This is a genomic window from Roseobacter sp. OBYS 0001 (assembly GCF_019654895.1).
Lineage (GTDB): Bacteria > Pseudomonadota > Alphaproteobacteria > Rhodobacterales > Rhodobacteraceae > Roseobacter > Roseobacter litoralis.
The window spans coordinates 16,711-32,097 of the sequence record NZ_BPES01000022.1 but is presented as its reverse complement, the minus strand read 5'-3'; the positions used below and the strand labels follow the sequence as shown (position 1 = coordinate 32,097).

13 protein-coding genes are annotated in these 15,387 nt (G+C 58.5%); 9 read left to right on the top strand and 4 right to left on the bottom strand.

Annotation, left to right across the window (positions count from 1 at the left end; translation table 11 throughout):
* Positions 1 to 128 precede the first annotated feature (128 nt).
* Positions 129 to 1,004, bottom strand: a complete 876-nt coding sequence (locus tag K5Q35_RS22390; protein WP_220801451.1) for a sulfotransferase domain-containing protein — start codon at positions 1,002 to 1,004, stop codon at positions 129 to 131.
* Positions 1,005 to 1,517: 513 nt separating this feature from the next.
* On the opposite strand from K5Q35_RS22390, the gene K5Q35_RS22385 reads away from it, so the two are divergent.
* Positions 1,518 to 3,791: a right-handed parallel beta-helix repeat-containing protein gene (locus K5Q35_RS22385; protein WP_220801450.1), complete on the top strand. Its 2,274-nt coding sequence runs from the start codon at positions 1,518 to 1,520 to the stop codon at positions 3,789 to 3,791.
* Between the two features lie 339 nt (positions 3,792 to 4,130).
* Here K5Q35_RS22385 and K5Q35_RS22380 read toward each other — a convergent pair whose 3' ends face one another.
* The gene (locus K5Q35_RS22380; RefSeq protein ID WP_220801449.1) at positions 4,131 to 4,715 is read right to left on the bottom strand and encodes a YceI family protein; all 585 of its coding nucleotides are present in this window, start codon (positions 4,713 to 4,715) and stop codon (positions 4,131 to 4,133) included.
* 109 nt (positions 4,716 to 4,824) lie between these two features.
* Here K5Q35_RS22380 and K5Q35_RS22375 point away from each other — a divergent pair, with 109 nt between their 5' ends.
* The 8 genes from K5Q35_RS22375 (at position 4,825) to K5Q35_RS22340 (ending at position 13,207) form a co-directional block, all read left to right on the top strand.
* Positions 4,825 to 5,559 carry an endonuclease/exonuclease/phosphatase family protein gene (locus K5Q35_RS22375; protein WP_220801448.1) on the top strand — a complete coding sequence of 245 codons (735 nt, stop codon included), beginning with the start codon at positions 4,825 to 4,827 and terminating at the stop codon, positions 5,557 to 5,559.
* Positions 5,560 to 5,809: 250 nt separating this feature from the next.
* The gene (locus K5Q35_RS22370; RefSeq protein WP_259650643.1) at positions 5,810 to 6,376 is read left to right on the top strand and encodes a CDP-alcohol phosphatidyltransferase family protein; all 567 of its coding nucleotides are present in this window, start codon (positions 5,810 to 5,812) and stop codon (positions 6,374 to 6,376) included.
* Positions 6,376 to 7,989, top strand: a complete 1,614-nt coding sequence (locus tag K5Q35_RS22365) for a sulfatase-like hydrolase/transferase (protein ID WP_220801446.1) — start codon at positions 6,376 to 6,378, stop codon at positions 7,987 to 7,989. The genes K5Q35_RS22370 and K5Q35_RS22365 overlap by 1 nt, the downstream gene beginning before the upstream one ends.
* On the top strand, positions 7,986 to 8,891 hold the full coding sequence (locus tag K5Q35_RS22360) for a lysylphosphatidylglycerol synthase transmembrane domain-containing protein (protein ID WP_259650642.1): 906 nt from the start codon (positions 7,986 to 7,988) through the stop codon (positions 8,889 to 8,891). The genes K5Q35_RS22365 and K5Q35_RS22360 overlap by 4 nt, the downstream gene beginning before the upstream one ends.
* Positions 8,888 to 9,883: an ABC transporter substrate-binding protein gene (locus K5Q35_RS22355; protein WP_220801445.1), complete on the top strand. Its 996-nt coding sequence runs from the start codon at positions 8,888 to 8,890 to the stop codon at positions 9,881 to 9,883. Before K5Q35_RS22360 ends, K5Q35_RS22355 begins: the two co-directional genes overlap by 4 nt.
* A 7-nt stretch (positions 9,884 to 9,890) precedes the next feature.
* Positions 9,891 to 10,637 carry an ABC transporter ATP-binding protein gene (locus K5Q35_RS22350; RefSeq protein WP_220801444.1) on the top strand — a complete coding sequence of 249 codons (747 nt, stop codon included), beginning with the start codon at positions 9,891 to 9,893 and terminating at the stop codon, positions 10,635 to 10,637.
* On the top strand, positions 10,638 to 12,170 hold the full coding sequence (locus tag K5Q35_RS22345; protein WP_220801443.1) for an ABC transporter permease: 1,533 nt from the start codon (positions 10,638 to 10,640) through the stop codon (positions 12,168 to 12,170).
* Positions 12,167 to 13,207 (top strand): glycosyltransferase family 4 protein, encoded by a 1,041-nt coding sequence (locus K5Q35_RS22340; RefSeq protein WP_220801442.1) that lies wholly within the window; start codon positions 12,167 to 12,169, stop codon positions 13,205 to 13,207. The genes K5Q35_RS22345 and K5Q35_RS22340 overlap by 4 nt, the downstream gene beginning before the upstream one ends.
* Before the next feature lie 21 nt (positions 13,208 to 13,228).
* Here K5Q35_RS22340 and K5Q35_RS22335 read toward each other — a convergent pair whose 3' ends face one another.
* Positions 13,229 to 14,275: a DUF1611 domain-containing protein gene (locus K5Q35_RS22335; protein ID WP_220801441.1), complete on the bottom strand. Its 1,047-nt coding sequence runs from the start codon at positions 14,273 to 14,275 to the stop codon at positions 13,229 to 13,231.
* A complete protein-coding gene (locus tag K5Q35_RS22330) occupies positions 14,268 to 15,302 on the bottom strand; it encodes a mandelate racemase/muconate lactonizing enzyme family protein (protein WP_220801440.1) in 1,035 nt (344 codons plus the stop codon). The genes K5Q35_RS22335 and K5Q35_RS22330 overlap by 8 nt, the downstream gene beginning before the upstream one ends.
* Positions 15,303 to 15,387: the final 85 nt, after the last annotated feature.

Here is a 15,387-nt window from a genome sequence, read left to right as displayed (position 1 = left end):
ACACATCAGGCACCCTCGATGCTCTGCTCAAAAACAAACAAACAGCGTGAAGTCGCAAAAACCGGATGCATTCACGGGATGCGCGCTGCCCAGCAAGGCGCATCTGTCACGCATGAAACTGCATCTGTCTATTTTTGTTCAGACTGCGGCGCAAACCAGAGCTCTTTGGTTTCGGGAAATTCCTGGGCCGCAAACCGATAGGTCGGCTCGAAAATCTCGCGCAACTGATGCCTCGTCTCATCTTTCACAGGTTGCTCTGAGCGCGATTCATAAAACCGCTTCTTTATCCTCTCGGGCATGAAGGCCGCGCCCATGAAGGTTGAAACACGCTCAACCTCCTCAAGTTGGAACATGGTCTCGTAAAGGCCGACGTAGACATTCTCGGGACCAAAAACGCTGCGCGCCTGCGTCAAGGTATGCTCATAATTTGCAATCAGATTGTGATGGGTCGACTTGGCATAGCTCAAAATCGCACGATCAAAATCCCCAAAGGGCGGCACGCTTTCGCGCCAATCCCGCTTGCGGCGGTTCATGCGCGCTGCTGAAATCGCCCGGGTAACCGGATCGCGCATGATGAAGAACACTTTTACATTGATGCCTTCATCATTGAACCGGTCCCGAATGGTGCAAAGCGTCTCAGCGGACAAACCCGAATAGGATGGCGTCACGTCCCCGGTCATTCGAATGCCCGGCTGTGAAAGCCTTTCTTTGAAATAGGCAAAGTAGTTTTCGGGATCGTCTTGCAGATGCCCTCTCAGTTTCCAGGCGTTTGACGCACGCCCCCGCACCCGACTTGTCAGCGCCACCACGAGTCGGTTTGTGATCTTGGAGGGCCTCACGTCGAAGTAGCCCATCTCAGGCAGTTCCAATGCATCCCAGACACGATATTCTTTCAAGCCACCGAAATCCGACGCGGGGTCAGCATTCAGATAATGATATAGCCAGCTTGTTCCGGCCTTCTGAGCGCCCAGGCCTAGAACGAAGGTTTTCGGGTCAGATGTCATATAAACGCGGTCATGTGTGTCTTGTACATTTGGTCAATCTACGGTGTGCCAGCATCTTGAGCCTAACCTCTTGATACAGATAAACGCATAAATCAATCGGCGACCTATATCAAAGGCCATAAATTGCCTTCCGATCAAAGCATGAGACCTCAGCGCAACAGATTTAATCGTTAAGGCTTTGGCACCGTCGCGCGCGGCGGCATCAGAATAATTCAATTCCTTATCGCCATCCTGACCGCCGATCAAAATGAAGATGTGGGTTGGCATGGCATGAACGGATTTCCCCCGACAGACAAAAGGCGTGTTGCACACGCGGGGCAAACACACCCGCAACGCATGCGCCTGTTTCAGGGCGTTTAATAGGCCCTGTCTGGCGCGTGCACAGGCCGCGATTGCGGCAGCTGCACGTTGATGCGCTGTGCTCGCGGTGGGTGCGCATCAAAATTATTCACCCGTCGGTGCAACAGCACCTTTGGAAAACAAAACAACGGCAATGTTTAGGTGTTATAATCCATGAATATACTTAGTCTTGGCGTCAGTCAGTCCACGACGGCCCCCCAGATCAAGATTTCAGTCGCATCCTCCTTTGACAAGGAAGCGACGCAGATGAAGCTCCGCCTTGCGAGGCTGCGCACGCATGGGCGCGTGGATCTGACGTTATCGGCCCTGACCCTCGATGACCGCGACACACGCCCCTTGCTGCGCGACGCGCCTGCCAGTCCTGAGCTGGCGGAACTGGTCACAAGCCTTTCTGCGCCTTCTGGGGATGACAGCGTGGTTGCCGCTGAACTGACGGAAACGCTGGAGCTTGGCGCTCTGTACCTGGTTTCCTACGAAATCAGCGAGGCCAGCCCGCTCGCGACTGTGTATTTCCCCCGCTCAGGTTGCCCGTTTGACTTTCAGGCCCTCAATACGACTCCCGGAGTTCACAATCGCCTTGTGACGGCAACAAATGACACGGATACAACGCTTCTTCGCACCGAAGGGTCGCTGACTTTTGGCTTCGTCTCTTGCTGCAAAGCGGAATGGACCGTCGATCTGCCTTTGGGCACGACCGGGGATGAGCTGAGCAACACCACGACAGGACGCTTCAGCGGTGCGGGCCGCGCGATTGCGACGACAACCCGTGCTTTGACGACGGGCGAAGACTATGTCCTTTATTACGAAATAACCGGGGATGGCGGCTCCAACGGGCTGTTCACCGCAATCAACGGCCCATTCGGCTTTCGCCAACTGCCACGCACCATTGGTGTTCACAACGTGATCCTCACTTGCCAGAATGCGGAGCTAAACCCGTTTCTGCGCATCAATGGTGATTTGACGTTTGGCGCCATATCGCTGCGTCTGCGCGGGCCGGATGCCGGACGGCGGGTGAATTGGGAAGTCGGCGCAGGAGAACTGAGCCGCGCAGGCAAGGCCTATGTCCCTTCGGCAGAAATCTATGTCTCGCCCACAGGCAGCGACAGCGTCGGAACCGGGGCCGCCACAAACCCCTACCAAAGCCCGGAATTTGCCACATCCAGAGCCATGCCCGGTGATACGATCTTTCTGCGCCCCGGCGTCTACGATCCCTTCGAGGTGCAAGGCAGCGGCAGCGCAGGAAGCCCGCTCACGATCACGACATTGCCCGGAGAAGAGCGGCAGGTCATCATACGTGGCGATTTGAAAAGCCACGTGTCGTATGGCGGACCCGGTGTGGCCCAAAATAACGCCATGCGCGACGGCATACGCATCGTGGGCAAGAACCATGTGGTGCTGCGTGGACTGACCGTTGAATACTGCTGGCGCAACGGCATCTTCATCGCCGGGCATGGGGAAAACACCGTCACCGGCAACCATATCGTCGAGGATTGCTTTACCCAACACACCGGGCTGAGCGGCATTCTTGCCTGTGGCGAACGGCCGGAATTGCCAGTTTCCCCGACCGATCCCTTTCGCACGCGCCACATCACCATCCGGAACAATGAGGTGACACAGACTAATGTCGTCACAGATTACAATGACACGATTACCAATTCATTCGGCGAACCCGGCGGCGTCGGTGAAGCCATCACAGTCGCCAACAGTGTGCAACATGTCTATGTTTACGGCAACAACGTCCACAACAGCCGCCAATATGGGATCGACTTCAAAAACCACGTGGTTGATGGTGAAATTCATGGAAATCGAATTGATCGGGTCATTCGCTACGGCATCTATCTGGATGCGGGTGAAACCGACATTCGCAGAATCTCCGTCAAGGACAACGTTGTAACGCATTGCCGTGCGGGCATTGTTCTGTCGCGTGAGGAAGACGATGATGACAGTGGTGACGGTCTGGTTTTTGAAGACATTGACATCGATAACAACACCCTTGCCCATCTGTCGCGCATCGGCATTCACTTTCAGCGGCATCCATCAAAGGACCAGCAGGACATCGGGCATATCCGTCGCATTCGCGCGCGCTTGAACACGCTCTATAACACCAATACCGACGGGTTTTACCGCGATCTCAATATTGATGACTGGGCGACGTTCGGAACCAATCTGGCCGGTCAACAGATCGTGGATGGTATTGAGTTGCGCGGCAATATCGCATGGAATCCGGATGGCGACATGTGGATGCGCGCGAATGTAGCGGATGATGCCCGCTTTACAGTGGTCGATAATTTCAATGTTGCTGACGGGCAAACCACGGGGATCGACCCGTTGTTCAAGGATCCCCTGAAGGGTGATTTCAGCCTGCAAACAGGGTCACCCGCCGACCCCGTGATCAGAAAAGTCCGCCTGTTGCTCGCGTCCGCGTAGCCAACGACAGGCTTACCGCATTTTGTTTGAACCGCTGCACTGAGCTTGCGGTTGACCGGCCATGGTCAGCCGCAAGCTCAGTGCAGCATTGCTCGCGCGACGATAGACATGACCGCCCAAAATACCAGCGGAACGGCTTGTCGGAGCTTGAATGGCTTCGGCTTCAGGACAGAGGCGGAATTGACCAACATGACCGCGTGCCCCGCTGTTACTCGTCCTGATTGTCCGGCGATCTGGCCAAAAGCTGCGGCCTGATGTCATTTGGACGCTTTCGGCGTCCCCGCATCGCGCGCAAAGGCACCATATCCCCAGATATGATGCCTGACAGGCGACGCGTGGTCAGTCCATTTTCATGGCTTCGGTTTCAATCTTGATATCAACCGTATCGCCGACCAGCCCGTTGCCGACCGCATAGGTCATCCCAAAATCACTACGCTCAATCGATGTCTCTATCGACAGACCAAGCGTCATACGCTTGTGACCAAAGGGGTATTCTGCCGCCTTGTTGAGGGTCACATCAAGCGTAACGGGCTGGGTCTGCCCGAGAATGGTCAAATCACCCGTCACCGTGCCCGCCGTATCGCCGGTTGGCGTCCCGCCGGTTGCCACAAATGTAATCTCGGGATGATTTGACACATCCAGAAAATCCTTGTTTTTGACATGCCCATCGCGGGCACTGTCAAACGTGTTGACGCTGGCCGCATCAATGCTCACTCGCACATCACTCAGATCCTGAGTATCCATGTCATAGGTGAATTCGCCGCTGACCGTACCGAAGATACCCAAAGTCTTGGCATAGCCAATGTGATCAACGGTAAAGAAAACTGCCGTATGGGATGGGTCAAGCTCAAAGCGTGCGGGCTCAGCGAGCGCAGTTGTGCCAAAGATCGCAACGGCCAAAGTGGTGCACGTCAAAATACGCATAGGAATCTCCGATTTCGGTTGAATTGCATCTTAGATAATACGTTTACAAGTTTCCGACAGATGTGCACCTGCAGTTTTAAGCGGATAACCTCAACGTGACCGGAAAGGAATGCGGGTGCTCAGACTGAAATGCATGACGTGGAATGTCCACCGCGCGAAAGGATCCGATGGTCAAGTTGACCCGGGTCGCATTGAAAGCGCAATCTCGCAAATCCTCGCCCCGGCCGCGCCCGATATTCTCGCTTTGCAGGAAGCGGATGAGGAATGCCCACCCCAAGGCGGCATTCTGAACATCGCGCAAATTTCCAAGGCGACGGGACTTGCATATGCCCATCAGGACGCAGCACTTCGGTGGGGTCCGAACAGCGACGGATTTCTGGGCACAATCTTGTTTTTGCACAATCGCTTTGATCAAACGCACGCCGATGTGATTGATTTGCCGGGACATTGCCACCGGGGCGCGGTTGCCGTCGAAACCCTGATTGACAGGCGCGCCGTGCGGGTCATCTCCACGCATTTGTCGTTATCACAGCCCTTGCGTATCGTTCAGATGCGCATCATCGGCCAGTACCTGATGAGACGTCCAAAAATGCAGACAATCCTGCTCGGTGATCTGAATGAATGGCGGCCCTGGGGCGGTGCTGCGTTCTGCAAAGCTATTGTGGGAACATCCCTCAAAGGCCCGGCAAAATGCACCTTTCCGGCACGGTGGCCCATATTGCCGTTGGACCGGATCCTGACCGACGCGCCCGGCCGTGTCGAGAGCGTGGGCGTGCTGGATCATCCCGGCATTCATGCGGCATCTGACCACCGTCCGCTGCATGCTCTGGTCACTGTACCGTGAAGAGGCGTAACAATGCCGCTTAAAACAGGTCACCGGAGTAGCCATGATCTATTGGCGACCTACGTGCTTTATTAGATAAACGAACGGTGGGACCACGGTGATAGAGGGCAACAGGCAGCATATTTGGACAGGACGGGTCGTTTTTGCCCCCCCATCGCTGTTTTTTCTACTCGCTGTTACCTTGCTCGTGGTCGTTTCATGGGCTGCGCAAGCGGTCTTTGACAACCTTGCCCTGCCGTTTGGATTGTTCGTGCTCACAAGCGCCATCGGCTTGCGCGGGATGCTGATGCATTATTCTCACCGGTCGCTCGGGATGGGCAATGGCGTCACCTTGATACGCGCAGCACTGGTTGCGGTCTTGGCGGGTGCGGTTGTGGCTGCGCAACCCGCCACTTGGGCCGTGTTTGCCCTCGCCTGCACAGCGTTTGCGCTTGATGGGTTGGACGGTTGGCTGGCACGCCGATCCGGTCTTACATCCGCCTTCGGCGCGCGCTTCGACATGGAGATTGACGCCCTTCTCGGTGCCGTTCTGGCGCTCATTTTGTTGACAGACGGTCATGTCGGGCCTGAAATCCTGTTTTTGGGGTTCACACGATATGCATTCGTGGTCGCGAGCCTGTTTTTGCCAAAATTGCGCGCTGCCCTGCCTGACAGCCTGCGACGCAAGACCATATGTGTCATACAAATCGCGGTCCTGATCGCATTGATATGCCCCTTGACCCCGCTGTGGCTGATGGCGCCGTTATCATGGGGGGCCGCTGGCTTGTTGCTGTGGTCTTTTGCCAGCGATACGCGTTGGTTGCTGGGCCGCCGTTGATGACCAAGCCCGTTTATCTTGCTCTGGCCAGTCTCATGCTTTTTCTGGTGCTTGTCCTGCCCAACCATCCGGGTACGATGAACCTGACTGCGCTGAACAGGTTTCCGCTTGAGCTGCCGGTATTGTTGCTGGGCATGATCGCGCTTGGCAATCGACCGTGGCTCATCGGCACCCTCGCGATGGCTCTTCTTGCCGCGACGTTTTTGAAACTCGCCGATTACGGTATGTTCACAGCCTATAACAGGACCTTTAACCCGATACTTGATGCGTTCTTGATGAATGCGGGCATCGGGTTGCTGGGCGACAGCATTGGCAAACCCCTCACCTATCTTGCCATCGCGGGCAGCGCGATCGTATTGGTCTTGGTGTTTGTGGCCTTGATGCGTAGCCTGCGCGCATGGGCCATCCTGAGCGTGCCGCGTTGGGGCCGCATATGCAGCCTGATTGCGGCAATCGGCTTTGGCGGCTGGGCCGTAGCGGATGCAGGCCATCACCTCGCGTATTGGACGTTCGAACGCAGCCCACCCGGCAGTGCATGGACATCACGGCTTGCATTCAAGCGTGCGGTTGAGATGCGCGAAACGGCTGCGGATCTGGTCCAGTTCTCCAAGGATGCAAAGACTGACAGCTTTGCCAATGCCACCGGCTTGCTGGACCAGTTGAACGGGCGCGACGTGGTCCTGATCTATATCGAGAGCTATGGCCGGGCGAGTTTTGACAACCCGCTCTATGCCCCGACACATATCGAAACGCTGAAATCGGGCCAGCATGCGCTCGACCAAGCTGGTTTTGCCATGCGCAGCGGCTGGCTTACCTCGCCCACGGCGGGCGGTCAGAGTTGGCTGGCCCATGGCACACTGGCGAGTGGCTTGTGGACAAGCGACAATGGCCGCTACAACGCCATGCTTGCCAGCGGTCACCGGTGGCTGTTTCATTTCGCACAAAACGCCGGGTACAGAACGACGGCGATCATGCCCGCAATCACGCTAAGCTGGCCGGAAAGCAGTAAAATGGGGTTTGATCAGGTTTTTGCCGCAGCAGATATTCCCTATGAGGGCAACCCGTTCAACTGGGTCACGATGCCTGACCAGTTCACGCTGGCCGCCTACCCCACGCTGTTGACCGAAGATCCGCGCCCGAATTTCATCCAAATTGCATTGATCTCTTCGCACGCCCCTTGGGTCCCTATCCCGGAAATGCTGGAATGGGACGACATCAAGGACGGCACCGAGTTTAACGAAATGGCCGCGCAAGGCCCGACGCCGCGCGACCTTTGGAAAGACCGCGACAACGTGCGCGCCGCCTATCGGGACGCGATTGATTATTCGCTGCAGGTGACGTTCTCTCACATCGCGCGATTGGGCGAGCACGCACCGCTTGTGATGGTCATCGGCGATCATCAAGCCGCTGGATTTGTGGCGGGCAGCGACAATCATGACGTAGCCGTGCACATGATCGGCCCCCCTGACCTTGTGGCACGCATTGACACCTGGGGCTGGAGCGACGGCCTGATCCCGGACCCAGACGCCCCGGTCCGCCGCATGGACATGTTTCGAAATGACTTTCTGTCCGCTTTTTCCGCGACTCAACAGTTGGTCGGGGTGGTCGAATGATGCGGTGGTTTCTCAAGCTTGCCGTTTCAGGCGCGGTGATGGCGGGGCTGCTGTGGTGGGTCGATCCAATGGTTGTCATCCGTCAACTTCGCGATGCCGACCTGAAGTGGCTTTGTGCGGCTTTTGTGTCGCTGACCGCGTTGACGGCTCTGATGGCACGGCGCTGGCAGATCGTGGCGCAGGCGCTTGGCATACGGCTTTCATTTGCGCATGCATGGTCTGAATATTACGTCGCTCAACTGGCCAATATGGCCCTGCCGGGCGGAGTTATCGGCGACGTGGGGCGCGCGTTTCGTATCCGGCGGCAGGGTGACCTGATGCGCGCCGCGCAATCCGTCGCAGCGGAGCGGCTGATCGGTCAGATTTCGATCTTTGCGCTGATGGCGGTCGGCTTTGCCGCTGCGCTGATGATACCGGGCGGCGTAAATTGGCCTGTCTGGACATGGCTCGGCATAGCTTTATTTTGCGCAGCACTGGGCAGCGCCGTGATCCTTGCGCGCGGCGCATCTGCATCCGCCCGGTTCATGCGACTGGCCTTGGAGTTGATCAGAGCCCCTCGCCTTATCGGGTATTCTCTGGTGATTGCGGCACTCTTGGTTTTCAGCTTTTATGCCTGCGCCCGCGCCACGCAGACCATCATACCGCTGCAAGATCTTGCCACGCTGGTGCCCTTGATCCTGTGTTCCATGCTGATCCCCCTGTCTATCGGGGGCTGGGGTTGGCGCGAAGGCGCGGCTGCGGCGCTGTTTCCCATGATCGGTGCGAGCCCAGGCGCGGGCGTCGCCGCCGGGATCGCTTACGGCGCCGTGATGCTCTTGGCGGCCCTACCGGCCGTTTTGATCGCGATGAAATCCACACAAACTCATCCTTTACCTCACACTTCGAAAATGGACGTTTTATGAGACATCTTCATCATCCCACACGACGCGCTTTGCTCCAGACCGGTGGGGCGGCATTGGGCGCTGCAACGCTCGGCCTGCCCACGCTGGCCCGCGCAAATACCGCCGTGAACTTTCAGCTTTCATGGCTGCATTCCGTGCAGTTTGGCGGCAGCTACATCGCGCTGGATCGTGGTTACTGGGCAGACCGGGGCCTCGATATAGCTCTGTCCCAAGGCGGCCCCAACGCCCCAGTCGAACCACCAGTCGTATCAGGCACAGCCTTGGTCGGCATCTCTGCGGCCGATTACACAGCCGCTGCCGTCGCACAGGGTGCACCTTTCAAAATCATCGCTGTGGCCATGCAAAAGAACCCGTTCGCGATCGCGTCCCTTTCAGCCAACCCGGTGAGCACACCTGGCGACCTGATTGGCAAGAAAATTGGCATGTCGGTTTCCAATACCCCCGTTCTGCAGGCTCTCTGTACAATCAACGACATAGACATCACGCAAATCGAGATTGTGCCGACCCAATATGACCCTGCCCCGCTGGTCAGCGGACAGGTGGATTGCCTGCTTTGTTGGGAGACGGACCTGCCTGTCGCGATGGATATTCAAGGCGTTGAAAACACCACTATGCTGATGGCGGATCACGGCTATTCCGTGCATTCGCAGACCTATATCGCAACCGAAGACAGCATCGCCAACCGCCGCGCTGATCTTGTGAACCTGCTCAAGGGCGAAGTGATGGGATGGAACGATTATCTGTCCGACACCGATGCCGCAGCAGCGTTGACGGTTGAGATGTTTCCCGATGCTGGCCTCGATCTTGCCACGCAGAAACTGCAGGCGGAACGGCAAGTGCCGCTGATGTTCTCGGAATTGACGCAGACCAGCGGGTTCGGCTGGTTCACGCAAGAGACCATTGCTGCAAATTTGGAAACGCTGGCGCTGCTGGGCCGTGACGTCAGCGCAGATCTGTGGGACAGATCGCTGCTGGAAGAGGCGCACGCGTAAAAATCGCATGTCACAAAACGAAATTCGCTGCGAAGGGCTTGCAAAGCGCTTTGATGATGGGGCCGCCCTTGGGCCGCTGTCCGTAACTTTTGCACCCGGACAGACAACGGCTTTGGTCGGACCGTCGGGGTGTGGTAAATCCACGTTGCTGCGGTTGATTGCCGGGCTTGAAGATCCCACAGAAGGCACCGTGCGCATCGGCCGCAAGCCTCCAAAGGAGGTCGCCAGATCCGGCGCGCTGTCGATGGCGTTTCAGGACCATGCCCTGCTGCCGTGGCGGACGGTGCGTGCGAATGTGACGCTCGGGGCGCGGCTTGCGCGCAAACCGGATCACCGCGCCGATGCCCTGATCGCGCTGGTTGGACTGGCCGGGTTTGAAGGGCATCGCCCGGCGGAGCTTTCGGGTGGGATGCGACAACGCGCAGCCATCGCCCGCAGCCTGATCTCCGAGCCTGATGTGCTCTTGCTGGATGAACCCTTTGGCGCGGTGGACGCCCTGACGCGCAGCAAGCTGAACGCGGACCTGCCCCCGCTCTGGCGCGACCGCGGCACCACAACCATCATGGTCACCCACTCCGTAGACGAAGCGGTGCTCCTGTCGGACCGGATCATCGTTCTGTCAGAACGTCCGGGCCAGATCATCGCGGATATTCCGGTCATGCTTGAGGGACCGCGCAGCATGTCCATCACGCGCCTGCCTGTCTTTCAGGCCAAAACCAAAGAGGTCCTCGACGCCCTTGGGGTCACCGTCTGAATGTCCATTTGCAAAGGAGGCATTGCGGCACTTGTGCTCTTGGGTCTGTGGGAAATGGCGGCACAGGTCTTTGCAGACAACCTCTTGTTCGTTGGCCCAGTTGGAATGATCTCCCATATCTGGGCGAACCTCGGTCTCTTGGGCCGCGCCACGTCAACCACAACCCAGAACGCCGCACTGGGTTTCATCTGGGGGAACTTCGCTGCCGGTATCATGGCCAGCGTCGTGATTGTCTTTCCACGCGCGGAACGCGTTATTTCATCCGCGGCCCTCGTGATTTTCTGCCTGCCCCTTGTGGCAACCGGCCCGATCCTCAGGGTTATTTCCGGCCCTGGCGATGTTCCGCAGATCGCGCTTGCCGCGCTGGCAGTCTATTACACCACCTTCCTTGCCCTGCGTGTCGGGTTGCGCGCGATGCCGGCCAATTGGTCAGATCTGATGTCGGTTTATGGACGCGGCGCAATCACCAGCCTTGTGACCATCCGCGCGCGCGCCAGTTTGCCCTATCTGTTTGTCGGTCTGCAGATCGCCGCCCCCGCCGCCTTTCTGGGCGCGATGATCGGAGAGTTCACAGGCGCGGAACGCGGCCTTGGTGTGCTGACGCTGCGGGCGATGCGCAGCTTGGATGTTGAGGCCACGTGGTCACTGGCGATCATTTCTGCTGCCATGGCGATGCTGCTTTATGCGCTTGTGGGCAGGCTTGGTCGCTGGCTGGTTGGATATGCCCCTGACATCATTCTGTCACCCCCCCGGAGCATGGGCCACAAACGATGGCGCGGGATAATCGAAACGCTTGGCGCGGCGGTGCTGTTGATCCTTTTCTGGCAGGTCACCATGGATTTGGCAGACCTGAACCGGTTCTTTGCAAAACGCCCCGCAGACGTGCTGAGTTATCTGCGAAGCGATGCCGACGCCCGCGCGACACTGCTCAGCGCACTGGCCCAGACCACAGCGGCCACAATTCCCGGTTATATTGCCGGGCTGGTGCTGGGCGCGGCACTGGCCATGGCAGTGATCCTTCTTCCCAAAGCCTCAGGTGTCGTCCTGCCCGTGGCCGTCGCCCTGCGCGCGATCCCCATTATCACCACCGCACCGCTGATCGTACTGGCGCTGGGGCGCGGGGCCGTTGGCACAATTGCGGTGATCGCGATCATGATCTTTTTCCCGACTTTTGTAGCCTGCCTGCAGGGGCTGCGGCAGACCCCACGGCAGGTGACTGACCTTTTTCGCAGCTATGGCACAGGGCCCATAACCGTTCTGTGTCTCGCCCAGATCCCGACGATGCTGCCTGCATTCTTTGCCGCCGCCAAAATGGCGGTGCCCGCCGCGATCCTCGCGGTCACAACCACGGAGTGGCTGGTTACGGGCAAAGGAATCGGGCTGCTGGTGGCCTTGACCTCCACCACCTCCAACTACAATATGCTGTGGTCGTGCATCCTTGCCACCACGTTGCTTGCAGTCGGCATGTATGCGGTGGTGGTCTGGCTGGAGCGCGTGGTTTTATCAAAATATGCAAGTGAACAGGTGATATGACGCAGGCGGTTTTCGCGATTCCGGGCGACAAGGATCGCAGAACCGGTGGTTTTTTGTACGAAGCCACGGTGTTGCGTGTATTGAATGAACAGGGTTTTGCGACCGCGCATCTGCAGCTTTCGGATGGGTTTCCCGATCCATCTGCAAGCGACATGCAAACAGCGCTCGCGGCCCTGCGCGGCGTGCCATCTGAGGTGCCGATCATTCTGGATGGTCTTGTGTTCGGGGCTATTGACCCTGAGGGGCTTGCGCAGGTGCAGGCACCGATCATCGCGATGATCCACCATCCTCTTGGCACCGAAACCGGCCTGTCCCCCGCACGCGCAGCCTTCTTGCGTGCAAATGAGGCGGCAGCCCTCACACATACGGCACAGGTGATCGTCCCCAGCCCGCATACCGCACAGGTTCTGACACGAGAGTTTGGCGCAGATCCGCAGACAGTCACCGTGGCGCTGCCCGGATTTGATCGTCCCACACGCAACAGCCCCCCGGTTGATCCGCCATTGATCCTGTCCGTTGGCCTGCTGGCTGAGCGCAAAGGGCACGATGTGCTGCTGGATGCCTTGTCCAACATCCGTGACCTGACATGGACCGCTGCGATATGCGGTCAGGTGCACGATCCGGTGGTTGCAGATAAGCTGACGCGACAGTGCCGCGAACTCGGCCTTTGCGACAGGGTGACCTTCACCGGTGAGTTGGACGAAACCGCATTGCGCCGCCACTTTGAGGCGGCATCGATCTTTGCCCTTGCCACCCGCTATGAGGGCTATGGCATGGTGTTGAGCGAGGCGATGCTCTTCGGCCTGCCCGTCGTATCCTGCGAGGTTGGGGCCGTGCCGGAAACCGTCGGGGAGGCAGGTTTGCTGACACCGCCCGACGATCCGGTTGCTTTCGCCGCCGCGCTGCGCCGCATACTCACGTCGTCCGAGACCGCAACACAGCTCAGCGGATTGTCCAAAGCCCGCGCCGAAACGCTACCAACCTGGCAGGACACGGCGCAGATCTTTCAGACCGTTGTCCGCAAAGCGGCACTGTAGCCACAGCGCGGTTTGCGCGTGTCACTTGGTGTGAAACGCCATGATTGCGTCTGCCAGCGGGGCCGCCCCAAATCGGACAAGATCGCTCACGGGCAACCCGGTCTCGGCCATGGTTTCTTCAATGGCTGCTTTCGCTGCATCCTCGCTCAAATGGCTGGTGTTGAGCGCGACACCGAGCACCTTGGCGGCCGTGAGCGTCCCATTGGCCGTCGCCGTCATTTCATTCAGCGCAATCACATCCCGCAGGGGCGGCACGCGCACATTGTCCAGCGTATCAAGGGCCTTCATCCCGGCACGGTGACACAGGATCATGCCCGTGCAGCAGCTGCCGCGCATCAGCGGCAGCGTCGCCGTACTGCCCGGATGCAGCAAGGATCCCTGCCCCTCAACGATCACATAATCATGATCCGCAGCGCCCAGCACCATGCGTTCAACCGCGCCCGCCGCATGATCCACGCGGAACGCATCCAGCGGAATGCCTGTGCCCATGATGGCAATCCCTGTCTGGCCTGATGCAAGAAACACCGCATCCGCACCAGCCTCGCAAAGGCTGCGGTGAATTTCCAACCCGGCCGTCATCTTGCCCACGGCCATATCCGTGCCAACCATCAGGATGCGCGCATTCGACAATGCGGCGGCCCGGCCCATGGCGATATCGGGCAAGGTGCCCTGCGCCATGCGAATGTCCCATATCCATTGCCTCTCGGCCAGATCACGCCCCAGCGTCGGGGCCAGTTCGTCATGCATGCCGTTGACGATGGATAGCCCGGCGCCAACGGCGCAGTGCAGGATATCCATCCACTCCCTCGGCACCCGCCCGCCAGAAGGTGCAGTACCCAGAACCAGCACCTGCGCACCCAGTGCAATGGCCTCTTCCAGCGTCGCAACAATCGGCACATCGCTTTGCAGCCGACAGACATCACCGACGGTTTTGCCCGCCTTGGTGCTGTCGATCACGGCCACTGCCGGGTTGCGCCCATAGCGCAGGATTCCCTCGGCCATCTTTGCATTCAACAGACCCATGGTGGCTTCGGCGAAAATTGCGATCGGCTGGTTCGGGTCAAGCATGGCTGAGCACTCCTCCATGGCCGGGCTGATCTGCCGGCAAGGTTATTCCGTTTTCAAATGGCGCGCCGGTGGCAGGGTCCGGGTCAAGGTTCAGATGTGAATCAAGGTCGATGTAATCAAACAGCGCCCCGATCGAGGCACCGGCCGCAATCGAAACGGAGCTTTCGCCCATGCAGCCAATCATGGTCTTGAGCCCAAAGGCACGGGCCGTGGCAACAATGCGCAATGCTTCCGTGATCCCGCCGCATTTCATCAGTTTCAGGTTCACCCCATCGACCGACTGAAAGAACGTCGCGATATCGCCGGACATCCGGCAGCTCTCATCGACAAAAATCGGCATGGCGCGATCCTTGAACAAATCGGGCAGTTGATCTTCGGCCCCGCGCACAAGCGGTTGTTCAATGTATTCAACGTCATGCTCTGCCAGCCAGCCCATCATGCGGCGCGCATCTTTCAGCGACCAGCCGCCATTTGCATCCACCCGCAAGACTGCACCACTGCCCTGCGCGGCCTCAAAGACCGCGGCGAACATGGCTTGGTCGGCCTCGATACCCTCGGGCGAGCCAAGCTTGATCTTGAGCGCCCGCGCCCCACGCGCCAAAAGCAACGGCACCCGTTCGCGCACCACATCCGGCGGGTTGATCCCCACGGTCACGGAGCTGACCACAGCGCGGCGCGCAAGACCCAAAAGCGCATAAAGCGGCATCCCCGCCTGTTTCGCCCGCAGATCCCAAAGCGCCATATCAAGAGCTGCGAGCGCACAGGGCGCAACCCCTGCGGCATGCGCATTCTGCCATGTATCATGGTTTGATGCGCTCAACCCGGTGGCGCAGAACTGTTCAAGCATTGCCTGACCGGCGGCGGCTGTCTCTGCGCCTTCGGTGCCGCCCGGTGCCATCTCACCCCAGCCCGTGTGTCCGTTTTCCGTGAGGGAGATATACAGGTTGTCCGACCCTTCAAAGACGCCACGACTGATCCGCAGCGGAAAGCGCTTTTTCAGATAAACGGTATGATACTCAACTTTCATGCGACACCTTCTTTGATTTGGCCGTGCGCCCCGGCGAAACCCGTATTTGCCCCACCCGCCGCAGCACTGCAAATCCTATTTTGCA

Excerpts from the sequence above, each read along its gene's own strand:
- K5Q35_RS22390 (WP_220801451.1), bottom strand. The coding sequence starts at position 1,004 with ATGACATCTGACCCGAAAACCTTCGTTCTAGGCCTGGGCGCTCAGAAG.
- K5Q35_RS22385 (WP_220801450.1), top strand. The coding sequence starts at position 1,518 with ATGAATATACTTAGTCTTGGCGTCAGTCAGTCCACGACGGCCCCCCAG.
- K5Q35_RS22380 (WP_220801449.1), bottom strand. The coding sequence starts at position 4,715 with ATGCGTATTTTGACGTGCACCACTTTGGCCGTTGCGATCTTTGGCACA.
- K5Q35_RS22375 (WP_220801448.1), top strand. The coding sequence starts at position 4,825 with ATGCGGGTGCTCAGACTGAAATGCATGACGTGGAATGTCCACCGCGCG.
- K5Q35_RS22365 (WP_220801446.1), top strand. The coding sequence starts at position 6,376 with ATGACCAAGCCCGTTTATCTTGCTCTGGCCAGTCTCATGCTTTTTCTG.
- K5Q35_RS22360 (WP_259650642.1), top strand. The coding sequence starts at position 7,986 with ATGATGCGGTGGTTTCTCAAGCTTGCCGTTTCAGGCGCGGTGATGGCG.
- K5Q35_RS22355 (WP_220801445.1), top strand. The coding sequence starts at position 8,888 with ATGAGACATCTTCATCATCCCACACGACGCGCTTTGCTCCAGACCGGT.
- K5Q35_RS22350 (WP_220801444.1), top strand. The coding sequence starts at position 9,891 with ATGTCACAAAACGAAATTCGCTGCGAAGGGCTTGCAAAGCGCTTTGAT.
- K5Q35_RS22345 (WP_220801443.1), top strand. The coding sequence starts at position 10,638 with ATGTCCATTTGCAAAGGAGGCATTGCGGCACTTGTGCTCTTGGGTCTG.
- K5Q35_RS22340 (WP_220801442.1), top strand. The coding sequence starts at position 12,167 with ATGACGCAGGCGGTTTTCGCGATTCCGGGCGACAAGGATCGCAGAACC.
- K5Q35_RS22335 (WP_220801441.1), bottom strand. The coding sequence starts at position 14,275 with ATGCTTGACCCGAACCAGCCGATCGCAATTTTCGCCGAAGCCACCATG.
- K5Q35_RS22330 (WP_220801440.1), bottom strand. The coding sequence starts at position 15,302 with ATGAAAGTTGAGTATCATACCGTTTATCTGAAAAAGCGCTTTCCGCTG.